Origin of the sequence: Candidatus Liberibacter asiaticus (assembly GCF_000590865.3) — a bacterium.
Taxonomy (GTDB): domain Bacteria; phylum Pseudomonadota; class Alphaproteobacteria; order Rhizobiales; family Rhizobiaceae; genus Liberibacter; species Liberibacter asiaticus.
On sequence record NZ_CP010804.2, the window covers coordinates 975,810 to 1,001,431 of the forward strand.

The following is a 25,622-nucleotide window of genomic DNA, read 5'->3' on the forward strand; positions in this document are numbered from 1 at the left end:
CTGATTTTCAACCATATAAAGCCATTAATTCATGAGTTGTCCCCCCGCTTCCGCTAATAGCGTAGCGGATATTTTTCGCACTTTTCGAGCAACACGAATAAACCAAAGGGCGAGCGGGGCGAGGTTCATATAAGGGAACCGAGTCGAGGAAACTACTCCTGTCTCGTGGAATATCTTTAGCATGAATTTGAACAAATCAATGAAACAACTAATGTTGTAGATTTTCAAGGGAAGGGGACATCACAAAATACTTCCCCCAAGAAGTTAAAGTATATTTAAGTGTGTTTTTTACTGGGATCGGTAGTTTCGATAATATCCATTTCCGTAGCGGTACTTTCCTCTCGCTTCGTAGAATTGATTTATATTATGCTTTCTGTCTCTTGCGTTGTAGTTTAGATTGCTCGTTACTTTTTTCTCGTGTTCAAAGAATGCTTTTTTTTCGTTTTCTGATAACGTATTCAATTCTCTTGTTATTTTGTCGAATTCTTTAAGTCTTTTTTCGTTTTCTGCACATAGTTGTGCTAATCGTGAAGAATAGCCCGGTTTTGCGCACGTTGCTATACGTTCTTCAGATCCATAGGTTGGGAATCTTCTTGCTTTCGCATCATACAGGTTCAGCACGTTACTTATGAGTAATACTGTTAATAATGTGATATACTTCTTCATGTCCCTTTAGTATTATAATTTAATTTATTTTTTATTTATTTTTTTATTTAATTTGGGTGTTATAATATTTTTTACAACTTTTAGCACAAGAACTAGTGTGTCCGTAAAAGTTAGTAATATTATGAACTTCGTATGCACAAAACGACTTATTCGGCAAAAAACTTAAATCCCATTTGTAGTTTTATTAAAAGCATCGAATAAATCTTTTATGATGGACACATGCTCCAAAATAATAAGTACGATACCCTTCCGGAGGAGAGGAGAACGTATTCCCTCGATCTAAATACTCAAGGCGAATAATATCAGGTTTCTTTTTTCCTTTTGTCATTTTCTCACCTCCACTTCCACCAACAGATTAAAACTATGCATCCTAAAACCATGCTAATATTGCAAATCACCTTGAGCTTTTCCACTCGGGTTAAATCGGATTTTCTCATTACTACCTCTCTTAGATTCGCCAATAAATAATCGTTTTACAAAGCAATGAGGCTCCATATAAAAAAACTAACGCACTCGTAGCTTTGGCGATATCCCATAAAGCATCGTGAATACCTTGTAATAAAAGCAAAGTAGGATCTTTCTTCATTGACCCTTTCTTCTTAAAAGCTATGTCAACCTTCTTTTGCTTAGTTCGCTTCTTAAAGTGTTGATGAATATATAAATAAACTAAAGCGATACTAATCCCTAAACATCCAATACCAGCCATCCAGCCAAATAACGGGAGGGAATTCATCTCACCCCTCCAAACTCAGGGGCTAAAGACTCTACAATAGGGGGGTGCCATTTAATCTGTTGAACTATTGTACCGTCAGAGCGTTTCTTACCCGTATCAAAATATCGTCCTCCCCCTTTTGCCCCTTTAGGGGTTAAAACATCTCGTTTCCTCCCAGATTCATGTTCTTCTAAAAGAAATCCCCATTCCCTAAGTTTTTTATTAACCTTTATAGCACTTGGTTTAGTAGCCAGTTTTTTCCCTAATTGAGTAGGGGTGTAATAGGGGAGATTATTGGGAGTAGGAAGGTTGATATCTTGGAGGACATTAACTCCTAAAACACTCTCCATCACTCTTGATGTCGAAATAAGAATTTGATTATTGTCTATGCCGGCTTCTTTAAGTCTTGATATTCGCCAGTCTTACGGATGGAGGGAATAACTTCTCCAGCTATCCACTTCTGAAACTATCCACTTCTGAAACGGAATGGCTTTCGGCTTATCCGAACGATTAAGAAAGAAATACAACTCTTGCTCCGATAAAACAGAAGTTTCTTGTTTACCTCCAAGAGAGGGAAACGGTTTCACCCCCTTCCATTCTTCCGGTACTTTATCTAATAAATGCCGACCCCATGTATAACCCAACGCCTCCGCAATATCTTTCGCTACAAACCAATAGTTGCCATCATCAAGAACCGTACGAATCAGGTTGTTTTCAAAGTTAAATGGGGTTATGGCGTTGGTACCTTTCTTCTTGTTCATGAAGGCTTCCTTCATTTGTGAGTTGAGGATTCAGAGAGGGGGAGTCAAAACAACAACATCCCCATCCCCATAACTCCTGACTTTATTCACTGGAAGGTTTCGCGCCTTGCCTCTTAGAAGCTTTATGTCTCTGATTCAGCTTATCGCTTAACTGACCTTGCTCCGCTGGTGTCAAGCAATAAACCGCATCGCAAATTTGATCCGGTGTAAGCTTCTTAGGTTCGTCAACCAAATCACAACCACCTAACGTGGCAGGTCCAGTCATTAACAACGATGCTAATAAAATACTCCTAGCTTTCATTTCAATTCTCCTTATATTGTTGATAATACTGGATTATTCTACCGATTCAAACGGTAAATGCGATGATTTTTTTCTTAAGTAGGTTAATGCTTCTCTGTCGAGATCCCATCCTAGTCCTAGGAATTCCCCATATTCAGTGGTAAGAATAGCATCTAACTCTAGAACCTCCGCCTCTTCATAAAGATTAGCGTAACGGTCAGAACTAGAAGGATAAGATTCAGCTATAGGTCTAACTAGGACATCTAAATCCTCAATCAGTTCTTTCACCTTCTTATAAGTCCAAAGGGTAGAAGGTAACATATACAGCTCAACACCCAACCAACGTCTCTTATAAACTTTATCGAGAACCTTCCGAACCTTCCCAGGATCCTCACTCCACGTCACTAAATCATACATCAAAACCACCGAGTCTTTTCCGAATTCGGAGGGAGGGGATTTACCAGTCACCAATTAGCCTTTTGAATCCCTAACCGGTATCCAAAAATCACAAAATTACCTTACTAAACTGTCTTCTGTAGCCATTTACTCATTCCGCTATTTTTTAAGTTCGCATACGGGCTTTCAAAACTTCTAAAGCTCGTCTCGTACTCAAAGTCTTCGGTAATTCACGTTCGAAAAGAGTAAGTAATTCCATCTGTGTAATCCTTCGTTTAGTCCCCCTAGGGGATTAAACTAGGGGGAATTGCTAATGAGAGGATTGGTCAGTTGCGGGTAATTACAAATGTATCCATATTTAGAATTAGCTTATTGTAACAGTGTAACAGACTTTTAGAGAAACTTTATACGCGCGAAAAAACGCAATATACCCTATATCGTATATACGTTTTTACACGTATATAGGAAAAGTTTAAAAACCTTGTTACTCTGTTACAATGCCCGTTTTATCCATTTAACTATTTGATTTTACTTTGTTTTGTAGGTCTAAAAAACTCTGTTACAACTTTGTTACATTCTGTTACACCGCCATGAACTATATTCTATTATACTACTGCTGATTTTCAGGTGGCTGAAAGGGAGTTAGATGACGCTTTCACAGCTGTTAGAGTTTAGGAGGCTTCCACAGCGTTGACAGGGTTAGATTCGCGCGTGTATAGAGTTTAAAAACTATATAAATTCAAGTATTTATGTTATAAAGATGTATGAGTAACTTGGTTAAAAAGGCTAAAAAAGCTGTGAAAGAGCGTATTGGCTACAGCCCTGACTTCGGTGCAAGTGGATTGGGTCACTCGCCGTCCCATTAGGATCTCTCATCGCTTTTGGGGCATAGATCATCTACCACATGAAAATCGATTGAAAAACAGCAATTAAGAATAGAATTGGCGAAGATCTCTAGTAATACTAAGACTACTTTGGAAGAGATGAGAGATGATACCTGCCTTAGTGAATTTCGGATTAAACGGCAACCAAAAGAGAAGAGCTGTGAGAGTAAGATGATGATCTGTTTTAATGCTCTCATCCGCCCGTTCACCACTTTATTTTGGCTTGTAGCCTATCCCATCTTTATAGGCTGGGTGGTATATAAGGGAGTTATGGATAAAGACCCTTTAGTACTTTTAGCCCCATTCACCCAAGATATCATACGCTTGTATTCCTGGATTTTGGTTTACGGATAAAATAGTTCAAAAGCGGAGATAAAAAAAACATTCCTTTACACATTTCTATACGAAGCTTTGTAATTTCTGCATGATTATGTGAAATAGATTCTCTTAATCCCTCAAATCTCTTCTCAATCTTATCTTTAAAAGAGGGTTAAAAAGGTGGCTAAAGCACTGAATATTTGTCAGATTAATGGGTGATTTTACTATCGTCTCGATGACGAAAGGATTAACAGTGTTTATCAAGTGGATTAGCTCGATAGTATTCGATAGGAATTCTCCATGCTCTTAGAGCGTTAATTACTTATTATGTGGTTGATTTATTTAAGAGATGATTCTATTTTAACGTGTATTATCTAGTGTCGTACGGTTTCTCATTAAACTTGCTCCTGCTATATTTAACTTTTAGTAACCAATGATAGGAAATATCATTTACTACATGACGGGGTTTTTTAAGAGATGATTTCATTTTTAACGGGTAGTATCGCAAGGTTTTTCATCAAATTTGTTCCTTCTTTATTTAATCTTCTTGAAGAATATATCATGAAGGAAAAATCGATAGAACATGATCGATTACGGCTTGAAATAGCAAAAATCCAAAGTACTACTCAAGTAGATCTCAAAGCTCTAGAGTCCGAAACTCCTGTTCGCTTAGCTAGACTTCAGAACCAAGCGAACGAAGATCAATTTGAGAGGGAGAGTAAGGCGATGATCTTTTTCAATGCTCTTATTCGTCCGTTTACCACTTTGTTTTGGATTATCCTTTATCCGCTATTAATATGGTGGGGGGTGGAAAAAGGATATTTGACCAAAGATCCTTTAACACTTCTTGCGCCGTTCACTCAAGACATCATCGCGTGTATTCTTGGATTTTGGTTTACCGATACAATAGTTCAAAGAAGAAAAGGAGTTTAAAAATGCCTAAACAACCGAATGTGAATATTGAGTTAGAAGGATTAACATTTGCTAATGAACAACGAGTTGATCAAGTTGCAGTCGATGAAGTTATGGTAAAAGCGTTTCTTTCTACTCAGGAGATTACGGATGATGTTTTGCACAAGTATGTGAGAAACAATGTGGAAGAGCCTTTAAGTTTTGTCCGCCTGATGTCTTTTGTTTGTAGAGATGGTGATAGGATTGTTGGCGCTATTCGAGCTACTCCTATCCAAATAGGGAAGTATAAAGGTTTTTTGAGAGGACCTCTTGGAGTTCTTTCCGAATATAGGAAAAGAGGGATTGGATCGAGACTTGCATATATGTCATTTATGGCGATTAAAAACTCAGGGGCTGAATTTGTTCTCATAGATGCTAAACATGATTGGCATAAGCACTTAGGCTTTAAGAAACCTCATCAGCATCAAATTAGATATGCCCATGGAGGGGGAGCGGCTACTGACTGGCTTGTTCATATCTTTAAAAACAACATTATGGAGAACATGATAGGAAAGATGTCTTTGAGACGTGAGTACGATTAAGAATGAATATATTCTTCGCTTTTGGGCTATCGAAACATAGTTCAGAAGCGAATATAAAATGTGCATTTTGTAGATATTCAAAACTTATTTGTAACAATGGGAAAAAGATCAGCACCTACATTCCCCCATAATGGATAAAAAAGTAATTCCTTGAATCATATAATGCATTTAGTTTCTTAATAACTTCACGTTGAGCTTCTATCCTTTTAAATTTTAGTAAGTTGTATCGTTCCCGAGGAGTTAGCTTCTTCATCGCTATTTCTATTTGTTAGGCATATGATTTACTAGCTCTTTACCTTTAGGAGCTTGATCTAAAGGTACAATATCAGAACAGCCACACCCACTTATTAGTAAGGTTGATGATATGAGCGAAGTTATTATTAATCGCTTGGCATTCATTGTAACAACTCTTTCGCTCATCAGTAATTTCTAATATACGCACTTTTAGATGGTAAATGATTTATCTTTAGTTGATTTTAGTTAAGAGGTACAGCTTCGTTCTAAGGTCTTGAGGATGATTCTAAGATTTAACCCCATTCCAAATCCGCATCTTGTTGATATTCATTGAATCGAGTTTCAAAGAAATTTCTTTTCTTCCTCTTTTCTATACATGATATTTCCTTTTTTTCAGCGTTAAAAGATGCGGGAGGGGTTTAAAAAAAGATCGTAGAATCACAGGGGTTTTATCACTGTTATTTAAAGGTAATAGATATTTAAACAATTGATTTTACGATATAATTAGGTATAAAGAGCAAAAAAATTGTCTGTTTTTTCGTATTTATTTATTGGATGTCTTCTACGAAGTAGAGCACAATTAATCTCAAAAAAATCAATGCTCCACAAGGAGGAGATCAGTACTAATTCACTCTTGTTCGCATCATATTGGAAAAGATCTTCTTCGAAAAGATCATCGATCCCATCATCAGGAACGAGAAACAATAGGAAAAGTTTTCAGAGTCATTGTTTTTCTGAAAAAATAGATCTCAAGATTAAGAATCATCTAAACCTTGAAAATAAGGTGAGCTTTTTAATCTTTTAATTTCATCGCGGATACGAGCTGCTTCTTCAAAATTTAAATTATCAGCAGCAAGATGCATTTGTTTTCGTAGCGATTTTAAATGTGCTTTTCCTTTTTTCTTGGACAGAGATAATTGTTGTGCGTCAATGCTGATATTAGTTGTTGCAGCATCTTCTAGTAGAATCGGATCAATCACTTCCATGATTTTTTCTTTCACGGATTGGGGATTAATATTATGTTTTTTGTTATGCTCGAGTTGCTTTTCTCGTCTTCTAGTAGTCTCATCAATAGCTAATTGAATAGATTTGGTAATCGTATCAGCGTAAAGAATGACTTTGCTATTGACGTTACGGGCCGCACGACCAATGGTTTGTATTAAAGAGGTTTTAGAGCGTAAAAAACCTTCCTTATCTGCATCTAAAATAGCAACAAGACCGCATTCAGGGATATCTAGTCCTTCACGTAATAAATTTATTCCGACAAGGACATCAAATTTTCCAAGACGAAGATCGCGTATGATTTCGATACGTTCTAGTGTTTTTACCTCAGAATGCATATAGCGGACACGAATGTTGCGTTCATAAAGATATTCCGTTAAATCTTCTGCCATTCGTTTGGTAAGAACTGTTAATAAAATGCGTAAACCTTGTTGGGCTGCTAAATTGATTTCATCATAAACATCTTCTACCTGAGTGCGAGCAGACCGAATCTCTACAGGGGGATCAACCAATCCTGTAGGACGAATAATTTGTTCGACAATGATGCCTTGACATTGTTCTAATTCCCATGATCCAGGAGTAGCGGAAACGACGATAGTGGTTGGCCTTAGGCAATTCCACTCTTCAAAACGCAAAGGACGATTATCCATACAAGAAGGAAGACGAAAACCATATTCGGCTAAGGTCGCTTTACGATGAAAATCACCGCGATACATACCACTAATTTGAGGAATAGTTACATGACTTTCATCAACAAATAATAACGAATCTTCAGGAATATATTCAAAAAGCGTCGGAGGAGGTTCGCCCGGATTGCGTCCAGTAAGATAGCGAGAGTAGTTTTCAATAGATTGACAAGATCCTGTAGTTTCTAACATCTCTAAATCGTAAGTGATTCGTTGTTCAAGACGTTGTGCTTCAAGTAATCTTCCTTCTTTTTCCAGTTCAATAAGACGCATCTTAAGCTCTTCTTTAATATATTTCATGGCGGTATTAAGGGTAGGTCGTGGCGTAACATAATGGGAATTAGCATATATTTTGATTGTTTCGACATTTCTAATCTTTTGACCAGTTAGAGGATAAAATTCGCTAATTTCTTCGATATCATTACCAAACATGCTAACACGCCATGCTACATCTTCAAGATGAGAAGGAAAAATCTCGATTGAATCGCCACAAACTCGAAATGTTCCGCGTATAATTCCTATATCCTGGCGCTTGTATTGTTGTTTGACTAAAGAAGAAAGTAATTCTTTTTGTTCTACCGAATCACCAATTTTTAGTTGTACAATCATTTGAGAATATGATTCAACAGATCCTATACCATAGATACAAGACACTGAAGAGACGACGATGCAATCATTGCGTTCTAAGAGAGAGCGAGTAGCAGAGTGGCGCATACGATCAATTTGTTCGTTAATAGAAGATTCTTTCTCAATATACGTATCTGTTCGGGGAACATACGCTTCTGGTTGATAATAATCATAGTAAGAAACGAAATATTCAACGGCGTTATGGGGAAAAAAATTCTTAAATTCTGAATACAATTGAGCCGCTAAGATTTTGTTAGGTGCCATCACGATAGCAGGTCGCTGCATTGCTTCGATTACTTTCGCCATAGTAAAAGTTTTTCCGGATCCAGTCACTCCGAGTAAAAGCTGTACTTTTTCTCTTGAATGAATTCCTTTTAAAAGTTGTGCAATAGCAGCAGGTTGGTCTCCAGAAGGATGGTAATCTGTTTGCATTTGAAAGAATGTGATATCCTTTGAATGATTATTTATGGACCAAGAACGATGAGGTGTCCAAATTTTACCGTTTTTGAGAAGAGGGTTGTCTGATTGGATTAAACGAGCAAGTGCTTGCACTGATGGAGTCATCGTTTGTTCAGAAATTTCTCTCGTCTGCTTCTCTGACATAGAGATAGAGCTTTGAGACTGAAATTCACCCTTTGAAGCTGTATTTTCTCGCTGATGGATAAGCATGCGTTTTGCCGCATTTTTGCGATGTTTACCCGCTTCAGAACGGATACGACGCATCGCATCGGCAACCATTGTTTTATCTACTTCAAGTTGCTTTTCTTCAAATGAAAAATAATCCGGATCATCGACACGGGTGCTGATCGATTGTATGCGAGAATCTTTTTTAGGGAAAGAGCGAGTTTTTTTAGGCATATCACAAGCGTCAAAAGATCATTTCCTCAAAGGAATACTATGTCACGCATTTTAAGAATTTATGTTTCAACGTCAATATTTTACTCAGTACGAATAGATTTGGGATTTCCTTTTTCATCAACTGCAACCATGACAACTGTCGCTTCACATGTTTTTTGCAAAACATCTGATGATGCATTACGAGGACAAGTCCAGACATCACAATATATGGTTACAGAGGTTTTTCCGATCTTGCGAATTTGAGTATAAATATGCACTAAATCACTGACTTGAATAGGTTTTTCAAACAATAATTCTGTTACTGCTTTGGTAACAACACGACATTTGCAAAGCTGTGAAGCACGTATACCACAAGCTATATCTATTTGAGACATAATCCATCCCCCGAAAACATTTCCATCTAGGTTGACATCAGTAGGCATGGTTTGAATTTTGAGTGTAAGAACGCCAGAAGAATGCATTTGACAGACCATTAAGACCTCTTTCTTAGTAATGATATTGATCAATAAAAGATTTATATTTTTTGATATGTCCACCATTCTACAGTATAAAATGATTTTCTTTTTATAGTTTTTCAAAAATAATTTATTATTGATTAATAGTTTTTATTGTTAGTATAGGGTATCCTATTATTAATTATTATGTACGATTTATTATATAATTTTTCTCTAATGGTGTTTTTTATCTAAGGATTGTGTTGTGGATTATATTTGCTTAATCATCGTTGCCAGTTTTCTTTCGGGAACTCTTTCGGGATTGTTTGGTGTCGGTGGTGGATTGGTCATGGTGCCTGTATTGAGCAAAGCATTTCAGCTAATGGGCATTGATGATTCAATCTGTATGCATGTTGCGATGGGGACATCGCTAGGAGTGATAGCCCCTACTTCTGTTATGTCATTTATGGAGCATAGGCGCCATGGGACAATTAATATGAAAATCCTTAAGGATTGGATATTTGTTCTTCCTATTACTACTGTTGTCACATCACTGATGATCTCGCATGTGGACAAATCTTTTTTGAACAAGGCTTTTGCTATTTTTTGCCTCTTAATGGGTATTTTAATGCTCAAAAGAGATCGTTTGTATTGCGAAAGGAAATTCCCAGATAATTACGTTAAATATATTTGGGGAATGGTCACAGGATTTTTATCGGGAGCACTGGGAGTAGGGGGTGGTATCTTTACAAATCTTCTCATGCTCTTTTACGGTGCTTCAATATATAAAGCGACAGCAACTTCGGCAGGTGTTAGTGCGTTAATTGCTTTTCCTGCATTATTGGTGAGGATTTATAGTGGTTGGGGACTAAATGGTCTTCCTCCTTGGTCTCTCGGTTTTGTTAACATTGGTGCTGTTCTGATTATTTTGCCTATTAGCATATTGATTACTCCTCTTGCTACAAAGCTGTCTTATATGATAGGCAAGAAATATCTAACCATAGGATTTAGCATGATTATGTTTACCACATCCTTTGTTTTTGCGTAATCTATTCTGTTGATCAATACTACCCCCATCTCGATGACGTTGCGCTATGCCATCTACGAGAATCGCTTTGTTGCTGAGGATGGGGTTGTGGTACTATAATTAGCATTACAATGAATTCAAATGTACAATGGGTATTCATGAATGGTGACATCTTTTTAGTGCATCGGAGGGATGAGATGGATTCTAAAAATTTTTCAAAAGCGATAGAAGTGCGGTATACGAGATTACTAGAAGATAATCCTATCCTTATCGGTATGGGTGAGGGGATTTTATTCTGTGGCATTTTTTATGCGCTGTAGTAGAACGCGATACGATACGAGTGATATCGGAAGGCTGTGAAAAAGAGAATGAACATCTCAATGGAATCGCTGTGGTACCAGCAACCGTTCGATGCACCACCGCTGCCTAAGCATAACTTGGTCAAATCATAGTGTTGTTTCCCGCTTGCCGTGTACTCAGTATCAGTTGTTCACAGGTTTTCCAGTGACGTAAGCCATAACTGACATGCCAAGCATTTTTTCTATCTTTCTTATGTCAATTCATTATGCTCTAGAATAGGTTTGAAAATACTCAAGATGAACTTTTCAAACCTATTCAGGTTCGCTATCAACGGTAAGAAAACAACTAATTGAAGACAACGCATGTAAAAATCATGCTTTTCTGTATACCATAGCACTTTCTCAGTTTCATACGTTTCCCTTTTCAAAATCATACTCGATGGTAAGAGGGCAATGGGTACTTAATTTACTGCGTCTAGTGTCGAGGTCACTCTGATCGTAGGAGACTATAGAAAAACTATTGTCTATCAAAAAATTCTTGTTATCTCGATCTATCACAAAGTAATCAAGAGAAGATTTATTTCTCTTTATCACATTGCATGTAGATTCCTTCTCTTGAGGAAAACGGATTAACAAACCATCAGGATCCATCTTCTGCCAAAAATCATCGGTATCTCCGATGCTGTTTATTTTTCTATTGAAGTCCCCTGCAATTACAAAAGGAATACCAGTTTTTATCTTTTGATCAGCCCATTTTTTGAGCCATTCACCTTGTTGAGAAAGCAAAGCACAATGACGGTTATTATTGAATTTTTTTTACGACACAAGAGGATTTGAGATGAACATTAAGAAGCCATACTTTTTGGTCATCGATTTCAATTAAAAGTTCAACAGTCTTACGGTTTCCCATTCTTGGAGTGATCTCTTGCGGAGCTGGTAACGGATAGGATACTTGAAGGACGCGAGCGACGTCTTTTCTAATAGCGATTGCTGTGTTAATATCACTCTCATCGGTATCAATATTACCGCTATTATCATCATAACTGCTAAAATTTAAACAACCCTTCATAGAGTCCCATACGGGATTTTTTCCACAACCAGAATAAAAAATGTACCATTTATCTTCAGGCAATATTCTTCTAACAGCGCCGTATCTTTCCATTTCTTGCAGATAAATAACATCAGCATCTAGATTTGAGCGTATCTTTGTAATACTTCATAATCGTTCTTCTCCCTCGGGACTGGAGTCCATTGAGATTGAAAGGAGATAAAAAATATCAATCAAAGATTATATCTAAATCCATATTCAATCACTCAAATATATTCACTACTTATAGATGTAATCAATGTCAATAAAATGTAGTACTATATTAAGAATATAATTATCTGCTTAAATCCACAGCTTAGATAAAGGTAATACTAAGAAAGAATATGATTAATCAAATACTTATAGATCGTTCGGTCGTACTTTTAAACTTGATCGGCAATCCTTTTAGCGGCTTTTATGCCATACGATTTTCACTTCTTCGATCGGTTGATCAAAGTCTTTTACCTCCTTGGCAGCAATTTCTTTTTTATCTTCTTCCAGTTGCCGTTCTAGTGCCGTTTATCTCTTTTTTTCCGTTTCTAATTGATGCTTTCGCTCTAGGTCTTCAGGACCCCCATTGATCACAGCAGTCGACAGCGGTGAAGGGGATGATCAATAATCTTTGGAACTCCCTTGAAGCATTATTAGTCGCTTGCTAGCAAAAGCACTTCTGGATGGTAAATAATGTATTATTAGTTGATTACTGTATTTAAATGATTTTCATTATATCCTTTTCTACCATCCTCTAAGACATCATAGCTTGTATTCTTGGATTTTAGTTTACGAATAAGAGGGATATGAACCTTGTGTTGTCAAGATTATTTTCCAGTTTATTATGATCTAGATCAAGATCTTCAGGATCCACACCCACTTAATTATAGCGGTTGATGATATTAGAAAAGATGCTATTTCTTGGCATACATTGAATCAATCCTTCCATCAGTTATAGCCAGCAAATGCACCTCTAGCTGGCAAATGATTTATTATCAGTGATTTGAGTCAAGGTTTAGATTGTATTTAAATTATTAGTGAGTTAAAAAGTGATTGTTTGTGAAATTATGGTTGAAAAGGTTACAGCTTCGTCTCAACTCTTTTTAAGAGGCTGTAGATCACAATATTACCGTTCTTTAATGTGAACGTTTAAATACTCTTGTGTTAAATCTTGGATTTTATTGACTATGGTATACAGTCCGTTCATACGTTTTTGAGAAAGATTTTCCGTCAATCCTAGGTGTTGCAGTATCGTTAGAGAATCCATTTTTAGTATTTCAGAAATCTTCTTATGGGCATAAATACTTTTGACGATATATAATAGTCCGCATACGATCTGAGAATCAGAAACAGCATAGAAGATCATGATGGGGTCCTGATCTCCTTTGTTTTCCCACTCTATCACCATCCATAATTTGCTCATACATCCTGCGACAATATTTTGGTCTGTCATGTATTCTTTCGGGAAGAGAGGGAGTTTTTTTCCTAACTCGATCAAATAGTGATAGCGATCGTGGAGATCTTCTATCATCTCCATATCTTCTATGATGTCATTAATAGGGATCATAAAGAATATCCTTTTACCAAGGTACAATTGTTCAATAATCGACTAAAGGAAATTGCAGATTAATACGGGTAAAAAATCAAAAGGATTTTAATATAGGCTTAAACAAGAAATAATGTCAAATAGACGATCAAACCTTCAAATGCCGAAAAGTTCAGAAGCCGATTAATATTATTCTTCAGATATATGATCACGAAATTTGTTGCTAATAGGATAAAGGCGATCGCGACCAAAACTTTTAGCAGTTATTTTAGTGCCTACAGGAGCCTGTCGTCGTTTGTATTCAGATCCATATAAAAGATGTTCTACATAACGAACGGTCTCATCATTATATTCTTGATCATTATTTATGAAAGATTCTTCATTTTCGACGATGCGTTTAATGATATCATCCAGAATAGGATAGGGAGGTAGGGATTCTTGATCTGTTTGATGAGGACGCAATTCCGCAGAGGGAGATTTTTCTAGAATACTTGGAGGAATGACTTCTGTCAAAGGTCCTAAACCACTTGTGATACCATGGGAATTACGCCAAGATGCTAATTGAAAGACTTGTGTTTTATATAAATCTTTCAGTGGATTAAATCCACCGCTCATATCGCCGTATAATGTACCATATCCAACTGAGATCTCAGATTTATTACTCGTCGTGAGCAACATTGCTTTTGAATGATTAGAAAGAGCCATTAAAATATTGCCTCTGATACGACTTTGTATGTTTTCGGCTACGATACCACTGGGTTCTTCTTGTAAAAATTGTGACATGAGAGAAAAAAAATGATTAACAAGATCATGGATAGGCAAAACGTCATATTTGCAACCTAATGCTTTGGCACAAGCAGCTGCATCTTCTAAGCTTTGAGGAGAGGTATATTTATAGGGAAGCATGATAGTTTGGACATTTTCTTTGCCCAAGGCATCAACTGCAATTGCCGCACATAGCGCTGAATCAATGCCTCCTGAAAGTCCAATGATGACTTTATGAAAATTATTTTTTTGAACATAATCACGCAAACTAAGAACGCAGGCATTATAGTCTGCCTCTTCTTCTTGAAGAGGGATATACATTGTTGATGCGGAGTCATCACTCATATAATTCCATTGACTCAATTGTTGGTCATAGTGCCATTCCGTCATGAAGTTTTGTTCTGAAAAATGCTTCATTTGAAATGCCAATTGTTGCTGACCATCGAAGCAAAAGCTCGCTCCATCGAATATCAGTTCATCTTGTCCGCCTACTTGATTCACATAAATAATGGGAAGGTGTACGTGAGAAATTTGTCCTGTGACTATTTCATGGCGTTTTTTCAATTTATTATGATAATAAGGAGAAGCATTGAGTGAGAAAAGAAATTCAGCGCCTTGTTTTTTTAAATGCTTGCAAATATTTGAATTCTTCCAGATATCTTCGCAGATAAGAATGCCTAATCGAATATCTCTAAAGACAATAGGATCATTACTATATCCCGATATAAATGTACGCTTTTCATGAAATTCACTATAGTTGGGCAAATTAATTTTATCGCGGACAGCAATAATATTGCCCGCATCAAGTATTACAACGGAATTCAATACGCCTTCTTGATCTTGACGAGGAAAACCGACTACGATTCCAGCTCCACCATCATGTGTATCACTCTTGAGAGTATCTATGGCAGAAGAACATGCTTGTATAAAGGATTTCTTGAAAACTAAATCTTCTGGTGGATATCCTGATATAAAAAGTTCCGTAAATAAAATAAGATCCATTCCTTGACGATTTGCTTCTTCACGTGCTCGGCGTGCTTTGGCAATATTGCCTGCAATATCTCCTACGACTGGATTTAATTGCGCTATGGCTATTTTCAATTTTTTAAGCAAGAGGAAATCCGTATTTTCGATTTTTTATGATGATCATTGGTGTATTTGATATTGTTCTTTTATTTTAAAGTATTGTACTCTTATTTATGTTCTAATTCTTTTTTCTTTCAGTTAACATTGTTAGGGATAAAAAACGATGCAGAGTCTTAATTTTTTTATTCGTCTGTGAGCGCAACTGCTTTTTGTGTATATCGGGTTTGAGTAGAAGAAAAGGTTTGTAATTACACATCGCATATCTTCAAAGACTGTATTCTAGTTTCAGAATCCAAAGTTATAGATAGATTGCGAGTGCCACACACTTATTGTTAGTTCCATATTTTCTGGCAATGCATTTAAACAAGCGTTGAAGTTGAATCGGTCTTCTTACGTCTTTTTTCTACCGTATCGTTCCTTAAATAATCAATCTAATTGTAATTATCATGGCGTTTTTTTTCAATAACTATAATCTTGATGAAAGAGGGCGATTCTTTTGTTATTTTCTTTCATTGCTTATTGTTGATACATTGCGTTCTTTCTCGTTATTTCAACATCTATGGTTAAAACGTCTCTCTAGCATTCTAGTTCAAAATGATTAATCGGTCTATTAATCGTAAAAAGGAAATGCACAAAAAGATCTTTTCATAGAAGATGAAAAAAGGAGATTCTTTGATAAGGTACGAGAGCACAATGCAACCGGCGTGTATCCATCAGAAGTGCGTTTACCTTGAGAGAGATAATTTATTTAACTTGTAGAATATCTGAGAATTAGCAGAATCCATTGGATTTCTTAAGGTTAAAAGTGATGCCCTGGCTCGATACCGATGGACAAGAAGATACTAATAAGGAGCTTGTAGGCACAATATCTTTGATACTGATTTTAATCTTCAATGGTTTTTCAATTTTTTAAAAATGCTCCAAAGGATAACAAGTGCAAAGCTTTCAATCAAGTCAGCACATCGAGCATTGGCTTGATTTTTATCATCTACTTTTTTGGTCAGTACTGCTTGATTTTTTATACACAATCTTTTGGGTTCGATGAAGTGGTCATTTTTTTAATCTCAGGCTGTATGTAGTCCTTATTTTTTAGATCAATATAGATACGGAAGCAATTTTCTGAACTACACTTAGTAAAAAGTGCGTATTTTTCTTAATTAACTATCTAAAATAATAGATGTTGGTATTGGCAGATTTATTGGGTGGTAGATTCCACTTTTTAGTGGCGGAATCTAAAGATAATGGTGGAAAAATGGCAGTGTTATGGCTGAGCAATAATCCTAATCCTATATATAGGCAACAAAACTGGACATTAACGGTTTATTTCTTACAATTACGGACAAAATCGGTTATTACGGCCTAATGAACAGGAAACGATTATGATGTCAGGGACGTTACTCATCGACCAGTATGAACAGCAGTTAGCAGAAAAAGTAGACCGTCTACGGCAGATGATGCTGGCATTTCAGGTGCCTAATCTGCAGATTTTCCGTTCAGAACCCATACATTATCGCATGCGTGCCGAATTTCACATCTGGCATGATGGAGATGATCTCTATCACATCATGTTCGATCAGCAGACCAAAGAACGGATGCGCATCGATTATTTTATGCCTGGTAGTCTACTCATCAATGCACTCATGATCGAAATGATGGCGACCATACGCCTAGAACCGCTATTGCGTGCTAAGTTATTTCAAATAGATTATCTTACGTCGCAAAGCGATCAGGCAATCGTTACGCTCATATATCACCGCCTATTGGATGATGCTTGGCGCGAGTGTGCTATACGCCTGCGTGACGCATTACACGCCCGTAAATATCAAATTCAGCTTATCGGGCGTGCTAATAAGACTAAAATCTGTTTAGATCGGGATTATGTCGACGAGCGTTTGACTGTCGCTGGTCGCACGCTTATTTATCGTCAAATCGAGAACAGCTTTACTCAGCCCAATGCTGGAATCAATGTACACATGCTGGAATGGGTGCTTGCAGCTACCAAAGGTATACAAGGGGATTTGCTGGAGCTTTACTGTGGCAACGGCAATTTTTCGCTGGTGCTGGCGCGTCATTTCGACCGAGTGCTTGCAGTCGAAATTGCCAAGCCGTCGGTGGAAGCTGCGCGCTATAACATCGCTGCGAATCATGTCAATAACGTGAAGATAGTTCGAATGTCTTCTAAGGAATTTACCCAGGCGATGCGGCGAGAACGTGAGTTTAACCGCCTCAAGGATATTGATATACACAGCTACCGTTTTAAAACGATTTTTGTAGATCCGCCACGCAGTGGTCTAGACGATGCGACGGTCGGCATGGTGCAGGCATATCCACATATCCTGTATATTTCCTGTAATCCCGATTCTTTGTGTCGCGATCTATCTATACTGTCGACTACCCACACTATCGAACGGTTAGCATTGTTTGATCAGTTTCCCTATACACGCCATATGGAATGTGGCGTATTGCTAGTACGTAAGCCATCGGGATGGCATCAATAATTTCATTTTCATCTACACGTGCATCCAGCGCAATATTTTAAGCAATTGGTCAATCCATAACATCAGACTGCCAGAATAAACAGTATGAATTAAGAATGGTACAATGATGAAATAAGTAGAAGTGAACGCTATGCAAGTTGATGTCGCATTAGAAGAAGTCAGAGTAATCGATCGAAAGGAATGATAGTTCTGAAACACTATAAAACTACCGTTAAGGGAAAAGCGTTTCTTTGTAAAGATCTGTTACCTGCCTAGAAGGGACAGCAATTTTCCTTTTTTTTGATCGAACCAAAGCCTTTTTGACAATCATATACAGTCCTGAGTTAGCCACTCTTTCATCTAGGGTATCACGATATTCAATGCTCCCAGACGGCATTGAAAAAATCGAGAGCCAGATGATAACTATCGCCTTTGTTGGCCCTTCGATGAAACTATGCAACATATAGTGTTCGATTTTCAAATAATCGGACAAGCTTGGCGATGAAATAGTCATTTACCCAAATTATATTTCGACAAAAACGAAATAGGTGCCTCAGTTAATCTATTGTTTTATAAAATGATAAAATTTTCTTCTAATAATTGTGAGTTAAGGTTGTTGTATTATATTAAGTATTGAGGCTTATGGCGATTGAACGGGAGAAATTAAAGATGATGGAAATGATATTTTTTGCTTTCGTTTTTACTTGTATTTTGTTGTTATGGTGTGTTTTTATAGGGCTTATTGCTTGTTGGATTGTGGATCGGTGGGAATATTTTTTTATCAGGCGTAAGTATGTATTAACAGCGATTCTACTAAATTATCAATTTTTTTATTCTTTACAGACAATATTTTCTGTCGAACATTATACTAATCCTCATTCGATTATATTGGCTTTTGTATGGAGTATATTAAGTTTCTTTATAACGTTTTGGATCTTTGTAGCATCAGTATCTATGGGACGTAGGGTTATCCAATATTTCAAACGTTCTAGATGAGGGAGTAGGGTTTTTTTTTCGAGCACATTTCTTTGATGAGAGTGGCTATCAAAATATTATTCTTTGATCGAGTAAGACTATCGCAAGGGCATATAAACAATCTATGATATGCCTCTATACAAGATATTTAACTTGCATCAGAATATATCTCTTGTATATCAACTAGAAATGTTTGTATTGCTCTAAGACGACGCATGCATAGTATTCATGCGTCTTTCCTTGTATTTCATTGCAAGATAATACTTCCCATATTTTTTTTACCACGATATTTTTCCTCAAAAATCATAATCGATGCTGATAGGACAATGATCACTTAATCGCTTTCCTCTGGATTTAATATCATCCTCATTGTACAAAATTTCAGAAAAACTCTCTTGGATTAAAAATTTATAGGCATTTTGATCCATCACAAAGTAGTCAATTGGGATTTTATTCCGTAGATTTTTATTTGCATTGCATCGAGAATCTTTCTCTTTAGGAAAACGGATTAATGAATCGTTGGGATCTATTGTCTTCCAAAAGTCATCGTTGTTCCCTAAGTAGTTTATTTTCCTATTGAAATCTCCTGCAATAACAAAAGGAACAAGGGATTCTTTCTTTTGAGTAATCCAGTCTTTAAGCCATTGAGCCTGTTGACTAAGCAAAGAACAGCTGGGACTATAAGTATTTTCTAGACTATCTAAGAAACAAAAGGACTTCAGATGAATATCAAGAACCCATATTTTTTTGCCATTTATTTCAACCAAAAGCTCAACAGCCCGACGATTTCCCGCTCTTGAGAACGAATCCTTTGCTCCTAGCAAAGGATAAGATTGTTGAAGAACACGAACGTTTTTTTTTCTGACAGCAATTGCTGTGTGAATATCATTATTACTATCACGTTTAGAATGATTGATTAAACGCTCTGTAGAATAGAAAATACACCATGTATTTTTAGGGAATACCTTTGCAACAGCATTATAGCTTCCCATTTCTTGTAGAAAAACAATATCAGCATCTAAATTTTTGGCGTACTGCCGTAACAAAGTATAGTCGCTCGTTGTCCTCTTAACTGAATTTTTCCAAAGAGAGACTCCTTCCTGTTCAGACAGAGTATTGATATTCCACGACACAAGTCTAACTTTTTGAGCAACGCTTGCTGTACAAGGGACCAAAAAGAAAACAAGAGCTAAAACATATTTCCTTATCATAATTATGATCTTCTCCTTTTTTCAATCCCATTTTTTGTCTTTTAATTTAGGTGAAAATTCTTTTTTTTTGTTGAGGATATAAACAATAAGCAGGAAAAACAGTTACAAAATAACTACTTGCCGATCATTATACGTTTATGTTGGTGCACACATGAATTCGCTTGTATTCCAATAGTAGCTTCTCACTTACATCCTTTAATTATGTCGACACTCCACCTTCGATGGACATATCAATTCTTAAGATTTAACACAGAACGTCCCTTGAAATACCATTTTGGAAGTGAACGCACCTCCAGAGGACAGTTCTCATTAGTTGGAACATAGCATCGATTCTTGATCGATAGAAGAAGGATACATTAACTTGCAATCTAATATATACGCAAGGATGTAATTAAAAAATAATACCACCTTAAGGAAGCTAACATTAGGAATAAACAATGTCAATAAAAAGTAGTATTATATTAAAAGAAAAACTTTTAATTGTATATACGGCACTGGCAATTGATTGGATATAATTATGATGTTTTTTACACTCTTCAGACTTATTAAAATTATTAAGAAAGAGCTTAAAAAAGAGATTGTAAACTCTGAGAGCTATGGATGCCATGATGTGAAAAATACGGAAGATCCTTTAATATTTTGTCCAAGTTATGTCTTTTGTCTGTAAAGAGGGTTATAATTGAATTGTCGGAGCTATTCGAGCTACTCCGTAAATACAAAGATTTTTTTAAAAAGAGGGTTCTCTCGGTATAAACAGAGGGATTGAATCGAAACTTGCATATAAGGCTTTTGTGGTAATTAAAAGCTCAGAAGATGAATTTATTCTCATAGATGTTAAAAATGATAGGCATAAACACTGAGGATTTCAGAGACCTCATCAAAATCAAATTAAATATGCACAGGGAAGAGGGGCTACTTATTTATATCATGGAGAACATGATTTTATCGCTCTGTTCCTTGTATCACGGCTGTTTTTTAGCTTTAAACGAACGCTAATCTTTAAAAAATCATAGATAACCGAAAAACAGACGTATCGATTAAAAAGCACACGTTATAATGACGCTTTTTATTATTTTTGACAATCGGGAGGGAGAGATTCCTTCGTTAGTATTGGTATGGCATCTAAGAGACTGACTTTTTGGGTGGTAGTGGATCCAAAACGACGAATTCCTATAGAACGTTCACTGGCTTCTTTATCGCCACAAATTATGATAATAGGAATTTTTTTAATAGAATGTTCTCGAATCTTGTAATTTATTGTTTCATTTCGAAAATCTGTTTCGATGGATAAATGATGACTTTTCAAAAGATTCGCAATTTCTTGTGCATACTCAACCGCAGAAGAGGTGATTGTTGTAACGATTGCTTGTATCGGAGAAAGCCATAATGGAAGATTTCCTTTAAAATTTTCAATCATGATACCGATAAAGCGTTCAATTGAACCAAATACTGCACGATGAATCATCACAGGATGGCACTTTTCAGAGTGAGAGTTAACGTAAAATGCATTGAAACGACTAGGAAGGTTAAAATCAACTTGTATCGTCCCACATTGCCAATCACGACCAATAGCATCTTTCAGGATATATTCAAATTTGGGACCATAAAATGCTCCTTCACCTAGAAGAACTCCAGTATTAATCCTGTCCTGGGATGAATTTTTAATAGTATCAAGAACACCTTTCATAATATTTTCTGCATCGTCCCATAATGCATCAGATCCGACACGTTTTTCTGGGCGCGTAGAAAGTTTGACCATAATCTTTTCAAACCCAAAATCTTTGTAAATTGATATAATGAGATTATGAATTTTAAGACACTCATTAAACATTTGTTCTTTAGTGCAGAACACGTGTGCATCATCCTGCGTAAACCCACGAACACGCATTAGTCCATGCAGCGAACCAGAAGGTTCGTTGCGGTATACAGATCCAAATTCAGCTAAACGGACAGGAAGTTCGCGATAAGACTTTAATCCATGATTAAAGACAGCGACATGGCCAGGACAGTTCATAGGTTTGAGAGCAAATGTCCGAAGATCTTTTATCGTGTCGTCGGCACATTTGACTGCAAACATATTAGCACGATACGAATCCCAATGTCCTGATTGTTGCCATAAATGTTGGTCCAATACTTGTGGAGTATTGATTTCCTCATAATCATCTTTGATTTTCCTACGCATGTAGGAAATAAGGGTTTGGAATATTTTCCAGCCTTTGCGATGCCAAAAAATTACTCCTGATCCATCTTCTGCAATGTGAAAAAGATCCATTTCACGTGCAAGCTTTCTGTGATCTCGCTTCTCAGATTCTTCAAGAAAATATAAATATTGTGTCAGTTCTTGTTGAGTATTCCAAGCGGTTCCATAGATACGTGATAACATCGGACGATTGCTATCTCCGCGCCAATAAGCACCAGCTACCTTCATTAATTTGAAAAATTTTTTTACTTGTCCTGTTGATCGTACATGTGGTCCCCGACACAGATCAAACCATTCTCCCTGACGATAGAGGGTGACATTCTCTTTGGCAGGAATGCTTTCTAAAATTTCTACTTTATAGGCTTCTTTTTTAGACTCAAAAAGTTCCCTTGCTTTCTCATGCGATAAATATTGTTTGAGAAAAGGGGAATCTCTTGCAATAATCTCTTGCATCTTCTTTTCTATTTGCGCAAGTTCATCTGAACTAAAAGGTTGTTCTTTATCAAAATCATAATAGAAACCATCTTCTATTATTGGTCCAATTGCCACTTGGACCTCTGGCCAAATACTTTGTACTGCTTCAGCCATAATATGGGCACAACTATGGCGAATGACAGCTAAAGATCTAGGATCTTCAGGGGTGATGATTTCAATCGATCCTTCTCGCACTGGATCAGACAAATCGCAGACTTTGCCATTAATTGCAACAGCAACTGCTTTTTTTGCAAGAGATCTGGAAATAGATTCGGCGACATCAGATCCTGTTGCATGAACAGGGAAATTCTTGATTGAACCATCAGGGAATGTCAACTTTATATCCGAAGGCATTAGCGATATACTCTTTCCTTTAAACTCGACCGTTTTTATCATCTCTTCTCTGAGCAAAATAACGGATTATCAATATAATATCCAGTCATAGAATGAAAAAGAATCACTTTTATCAAAATAAAGAGATGCAGTGTACTCATGCGAGATTTGTTGGAAAAAAATCCATCCAATATGCTCTTCGACACGAACTTCTTTTATAATTCAAGGGTTATACAAGTTATGAGATACCCTTCGGAGTGTTTTACGTGCGACTGGTGCAATAGGCAATCAAGAATGTAACAACATTACCCAGCTAGCTAAATAAAGAATTTACAGTTATGTTGAGGACAAACAGTTTTGCATAGATTGCATTATGAAAACCATGGTTTCAGGAAATTTTTATTTTCTTAAAAAATTTTGTGATCTAAGTTCAGTTGACAGGTTATTACTGTCTAAAGATATCTTTCTGCCACCACCTTTTGGTAAGGTTTCCCCCTGTTTTTCCTCCTCCGATGGGTTGATCAGCTTTTTTTCGCTCTTGCTTCATTCTCGCTTCTAGTTCTCTTATTCCATTCTCCGGATCTAAAGTCTCGGAACACCCACTCATTATAACGGTTGATGATATTAGAGAAGCCACTATTAATCCCTTGATATCCATTAAATAAATCCTTCCGTCAGTAACTAGTAACTCGCTAAAAGAAGTACTTTTAAATAGAAAAAAATATATTATTAATTGAATTTAGTCAGTAATTACATTGTATTTTAGTTAAAAAAATTTTTTGTAGAATTATAGTTGAAAGATTACAATTTCATTTCAAGTTTTTTAGGATGATTTTGATGGCTTAATCCCATTTCAACTCTGCTCCTTGTTGATATTCTGTGACCCGAGTTTCGAAGAAGTTTTTTTCCTTTTTCAAATCTATTACTTCACTCATCCAAGGGAAAGGGTTTTCTGTATATTTGAACAAAGGTTCTAAACCGATTTGGTGACAACGACGATTGGCGATGAACTGCATATATTGTTCACATGAGGGAGCATTTAACCCCACGAACCCTTTTGGCATTGTTTCATGTGCATAGGCGATTTCGAGGAGGGTAGCTTCATGGAGCATGGTGCGACTTTTTTGTTGGAACTCTTTTGTCCAAAGATGGGGGTTTTCGATTTTAATTTGGTTGATGACATCAATACCAAAATTGAGATGCAGTGATTCATCTCGCATGATGTATTGTTATATATTGGTACATTTTTTAAGAAATATATTTGAATCGGTTGATAAATATTTTACAAGGTATATTGTATTTTACTAACAAATTATTGATATCCATTTTTATTATTTATTTTCATTAATATATTTTATCAACTATATTTCGAGTATTATATGTTTCAAAATAAGAATTTTTTATTAGGCGTTTTGCGTCTAAAAAAGTGCACGCGTGGTGTTTTTTTAGTTATTACAGCTATTTTATTGTCTTCTTTTGTCGCCATAGTAGATGTTGTGGTAGATCAGGTGACGGTGATGCAGAAAACAGCTTTGCTTCAAGAGGTCTTGGATCATGTTATTTATCGCACTTCTCCAAAAAATTTATATGATTTAAGGGAAGCGGGTAGAGATAATTTTATAAGACATCAAATTGAAAAGGCTTTAAATACTTATAATTCCAGAGATCTTTCAAATATTGGGAGTATAGAATCAATCGTTAAAGATGCTGTTATTTTAACGAAAAATGTTAATTCTTTGCCTTTACAATTTACTGTCGACATCGCCCTTTCGACAACGGTTCAATTGCGAGGATCTCTTTTGCAGATGTTTTCGCAATCGAAGGGTAAAGTTGATATTTCTCGTCGAAAAAAAGTTATGTATAAACAAAATATTGGTTTAATGATTATGCCTTTTGCATGGGATGGCTATTGGCTAGCTTCAAGAGGAAAGGTTGCAGACTCAAAAGTACATCCTCCAAAGTATTTGGAGTATTCTCATTATTATCAGCAGTATCTTAATAGAAATACGCTTGTGAAAAATTTTCTCTCACAAATTCCTTATAAAAATTTCTGTATGGCTCCTTATCATTATTCTTCTATTCTTTATTGGGCAGTCGGAACCTTGACGTATAGCGTGGATAACAAGACGACTACGCGCGAATATTATAAGGATCCTTACTATGCTACATGGGATCATTTTCCTTATTCATTTATCAAGAACGTATTTGACATGACTTCCAATCAATTTGGAGATGGGCAGGTATTGACTAATACCAATCATTGCTTTCCTCATGGAGCAAGTCAGAATAAATATATGTTGATGCTTGCGATAGGAAATCAGCTATCTCGAAGTTCAGTAGAGAAAGAAAAAATAGAAAAGGTTCTGCAAGACTGCCATTACATGCATAAGCGTCATAGAACTGGAAGAGATGCAATTACCATATTTTCTGTAGGATTTTCTCCGGATCAAGATACGCGATATACTTTAAGACAATGTGCAAGTGATCCATCTAAATATTATGAAATTAATTCTGACGAGAATGTCATGCCTATAGCCAAAAGTCTTGCACGTAATGTTATAACTAATTGGTTTAGTCAGTTTACAATTACTGTGGTCGATAGCTAGAGGCGGTAAGTTTTCGCGAGGAATTTAAGAAAATAAAATAATTTTTACCTATTATTTTTTTTCGGGTGATCTCATTGATAATAAAATAAAATCACGTTGCAAATATTAAGGGAATATAAGTTTATCAAAGGACAAGCGTGCCATTTAATTCTTCATTCAAAAGACCGGAAAATATAAACAATATTCTTAGGGAT

Annotated in this window: 23 protein-coding genes and 1 pseudogene; 7 read left to right on the top strand and 17 right to left on the bottom strand. The window is 36.3% G+C overall.

The window, feature by feature from the left end; translation table 11 throughout:
• Positions 1-288: 288 nt before the first annotated feature.
• The 6 genes from CD16_RS04395 to CD16_RS04415 form a co-directional block, all read right to left on the bottom strand.
• Positions 289-666: a hypothetical protein gene (locus CD16_RS04395; RefSeq protein ID WP_015452815.1), complete on the bottom strand. Its 378-nt coding sequence runs from the start codon at positions 664-666 to the stop codon at positions 289-291.
• Between the two features lie 184 nt (positions 667-850).
• Complete coding sequence (locus CD16_RS05730) at positions 851-994, bottom strand: hypothetical protein (protein ID WP_015452816.1); 144 nt, start codon at positions 992-994, stop codon at positions 851-853.
• 120 nt (positions 995-1,114) lie between these two features.
• On the bottom strand, positions 1,115-1,399 hold the full coding sequence (locus tag CD16_RS04400) for a hypothetical protein (RefSeq protein ID WP_015452817.1): 285 nt from the start codon (positions 1,397-1,399) through the stop codon (positions 1,115-1,117).
• Positions 1,396-1,728: a hypothetical protein gene (locus tag CD16_RS05800; RefSeq protein WP_015452818.1), complete on the bottom strand. Its 333-nt coding sequence runs from the start codon at positions 1,726-1,728 to the stop codon at positions 1,396-1,398. Before CD16_RS05800 ends, CD16_RS04400 begins: the two co-directional genes overlap by 4 nt.
• Before the next feature lie 72 nt (positions 1,729-1,800).
• Positions 1,801-2,139, bottom strand: a complete 339-nt coding sequence (locus tag CD16_RS05805) for a BRO-N domain-containing protein (protein WP_244611797.1) — start codon at positions 2,137-2,139, stop codon at positions 1,801-1,803.
• Between the two features lie 334 nt (positions 2,140-2,473).
• On the bottom strand, positions 2,474-2,887 hold the full coding sequence (locus tag CD16_RS04415) for a hypothetical protein (RefSeq protein WP_041186038.1): 414 nt from the start codon (positions 2,885-2,887) through the stop codon (positions 2,474-2,476).
• 1,607 nt (positions 2,888-4,494) lie between these two features.
• Between CD16_RS04415 and CD16_RS04420 the strand changes: the two genes are divergently transcribed.
• On the top strand, positions 4,495-4,950 hold the full coding sequence (locus CD16_RS04420) for a hypothetical protein (protein ID WP_015452822.1): 456 nt from the start codon (positions 4,495-4,497) through the stop codon (positions 4,948-4,950).
• 2 nt (positions 4,951-4,952) lie between these two features.
• Positions 4,953-5,510 (top strand): GNAT family N-acetyltransferase, encoded by a 558-nt coding sequence (locus CD16_RS04425; RefSeq protein WP_015452823.1) that lies wholly within the window; start codon positions 4,953-4,955, stop codon positions 5,508-5,510.
• Between the two features lie 989 nt (positions 5,511-6,499).
• Here the strand turns inward: CD16_RS04425 and uvrB are convergent.
• Together uvrB and CD16_RS04440 are read right to left on the bottom strand one after the other, a co-directional pair.
• On the bottom strand, positions 6,500-8,917 hold the full coding sequence (gene uvrB / locus CD16_RS04435; protein WP_040055313.1) for an excinuclease ABC subunit UvrB: 2,418 nt from the start codon (positions 8,915-8,917) through the stop codon (positions 6,500-6,502).
• 80 nt (positions 8,918-8,997) lie between these two features.
• Positions 8,998-9,390: an acyl-CoA thioesterase gene (locus CD16_RS04440; protein WP_236301248.1), complete on the bottom strand. Its 393-nt coding sequence runs from the start codon at positions 9,388-9,390 to the stop codon at positions 8,998-9,000.
• Positions 9,391-9,616: 226 nt separating this feature from the next.
• Between CD16_RS04440 and CD16_RS04445 the strand changes: the two genes are divergently transcribed.
• Together CD16_RS04445 and CD16_RS05735 are read left to right on the top strand one after the other, a co-directional pair.
• Complete coding sequence (locus CD16_RS04445; RefSeq protein ID WP_015452827.1) at positions 9,617-10,399, top strand: sulfite exporter TauE/SafE family protein; 783 nt, start codon at positions 9,617-9,619, stop codon at positions 10,397-10,399.
• A 137-nt stretch (positions 10,400-10,536) separates the two neighbouring features.
• Positions 10,537-10,698 (top strand): hypothetical protein, encoded by a 162-nt coding sequence (locus CD16_RS05735; RefSeq protein ID WP_015452828.1) that lies wholly within the window; start codon positions 10,537-10,539, stop codon positions 10,696-10,698.
• A gap of 387 nt (positions 10,699-11,085) precedes the next feature.
• Here the strand turns inward: CD16_RS05735 and CD16_RS04450 are convergent, their stop codons facing one another.
• Both CD16_RS04450 and CD16_RS04455 read right to left on the bottom strand, forming a co-directional pair.
• Complete coding sequence (locus CD16_RS04450) at positions 11,086-11,463, bottom strand: exonuclease/endonuclease/phosphatase family protein (protein WP_015452829.1); 378 nt, start codon at positions 11,461-11,463, stop codon at positions 11,086-11,088.
• Positions 11,464-11,479: 16 nt separating this feature from the next.
• Positions 11,480-11,839 (bottom strand): hypothetical protein, encoded by a 360-nt coding sequence (locus CD16_RS04455; protein ID WP_240532075.1) that lies wholly within the window; start codon positions 11,837-11,839, stop codon positions 11,480-11,482.
• A gap of 269 nt (positions 11,840-12,108) precedes the next feature.
• Between CD16_RS04455 and CD16_RS04460 the strand changes: the two genes are divergently transcribed.
• Positions 12,109-12,345, top strand: coding sequence for a hypothetical protein (locus CD16_RS04460; RefSeq protein WP_015452831.1), 237 nt, complete (start codon positions 12,109-12,111; stop codon positions 12,343-12,345).
• A 536-nt stretch (positions 12,346-12,881) separates the two neighbouring features.
• On the opposite strand, the gene CD16_RS04465 is transcribed toward CD16_RS04460, so the two are convergent.
• Positions 12,882-13,322 (bottom strand): SufE family protein, encoded by a 441-nt coding sequence (locus CD16_RS04465; protein WP_015452832.1) that lies wholly within the window; start codon positions 13,320-13,322, stop codon positions 12,882-12,884.
• A 168-nt stretch (positions 13,323-13,490) separates the two neighbouring features.
• Positions 13,491-15,179 (bottom strand): NAD+ synthase, encoded by a 1,689-nt coding sequence (locus CD16_RS04470; RefSeq protein ID WP_015452833.1) that lies wholly within the window; start codon positions 15,177-15,179, stop codon positions 13,491-13,493.
• Positions 15,180-16,531: 1,352 nt separating this feature from the next.
• On the opposite strand from CD16_RS04470, the gene trmA reads away from it, so the two are divergent.
• A complete protein-coding gene (gene trmA / locus CD16_RS04480) occupies positions 16,532-17,650 on the top strand; it encodes a tRNA (uridine(54)-C5)-methyltransferase TrmA (RefSeq protein ID WP_040055315.1) in 1,119 nt (372 codons plus the stop codon).
• Between the two features lie 211 nt (positions 17,651-17,861).
• Here the strand turns inward: trmA and CD16_RS04485 are convergent, their stop codons facing one another.
• The 5 genes and pseudogenes from CD16_RS04485 to CD16_RS04510 form a co-directional block, all read right to left on the bottom strand.
• Positions 17,862-18,143, bottom strand: a complete 282-nt coding sequence (locus tag CD16_RS04485) for a hypothetical protein (RefSeq protein ID WP_015824955.1) — start codon at positions 18,141-18,143, stop codon at positions 17,862-17,864.
• 757 nt (positions 18,144-18,900) lie between these two features.
• Positions 18,901-19,815: an endonuclease/exonuclease/phosphatase family protein gene (locus tag CD16_RS04495; RefSeq protein WP_015452837.1), complete on the bottom strand. Its 915-nt coding sequence runs from the start codon at positions 19,813-19,815 to the stop codon at positions 18,901-18,903.
• Positions 19,816-20,884: 1,069 nt separating this feature from the next.
• A complete protein-coding gene (thrS, locus tag CD16_RS04500) occupies positions 20,885-22,843 on the bottom strand; it encodes a threonine--tRNA ligase (protein WP_015452838.1) in 1,959 nt (652 codons plus the stop codon).
• 424 nt (positions 22,844-23,267) lie between these two features.
• Positions 23,268-23,480: a hypothetical protein gene (locus tag CD16_RS04505; RefSeq protein WP_015452839.1), complete on the bottom strand. Its 213-nt coding sequence runs from the start codon at positions 23,478-23,480 to the stop codon at positions 23,268-23,270.
• Positions 23,481-23,664: 184 nt separating this feature from the next.
• Positions 23,665-24,051: pseudogene (locus CD16_RS04510) on the bottom strand (ribonucleotide-diphosphate reductase subunit beta); the annotation flags it as partial.
• A 150-nt stretch (positions 24,052-24,201) separates the two neighbouring features.
• Here CD16_RS04510 and CD16_RS04515 point away from each other — a divergent pair.
• Positions 24,202-25,428: a CLIBASIA_04065 family virulence factor gene (locus CD16_RS04515; protein ID WP_015452745.1), complete on the top strand. Its 1,227-nt coding sequence runs from the start codon at positions 24,202-24,204 to the stop codon at positions 25,426-25,428.
• Positions 25,429-25,622: the final 194 nt, after the last annotated feature.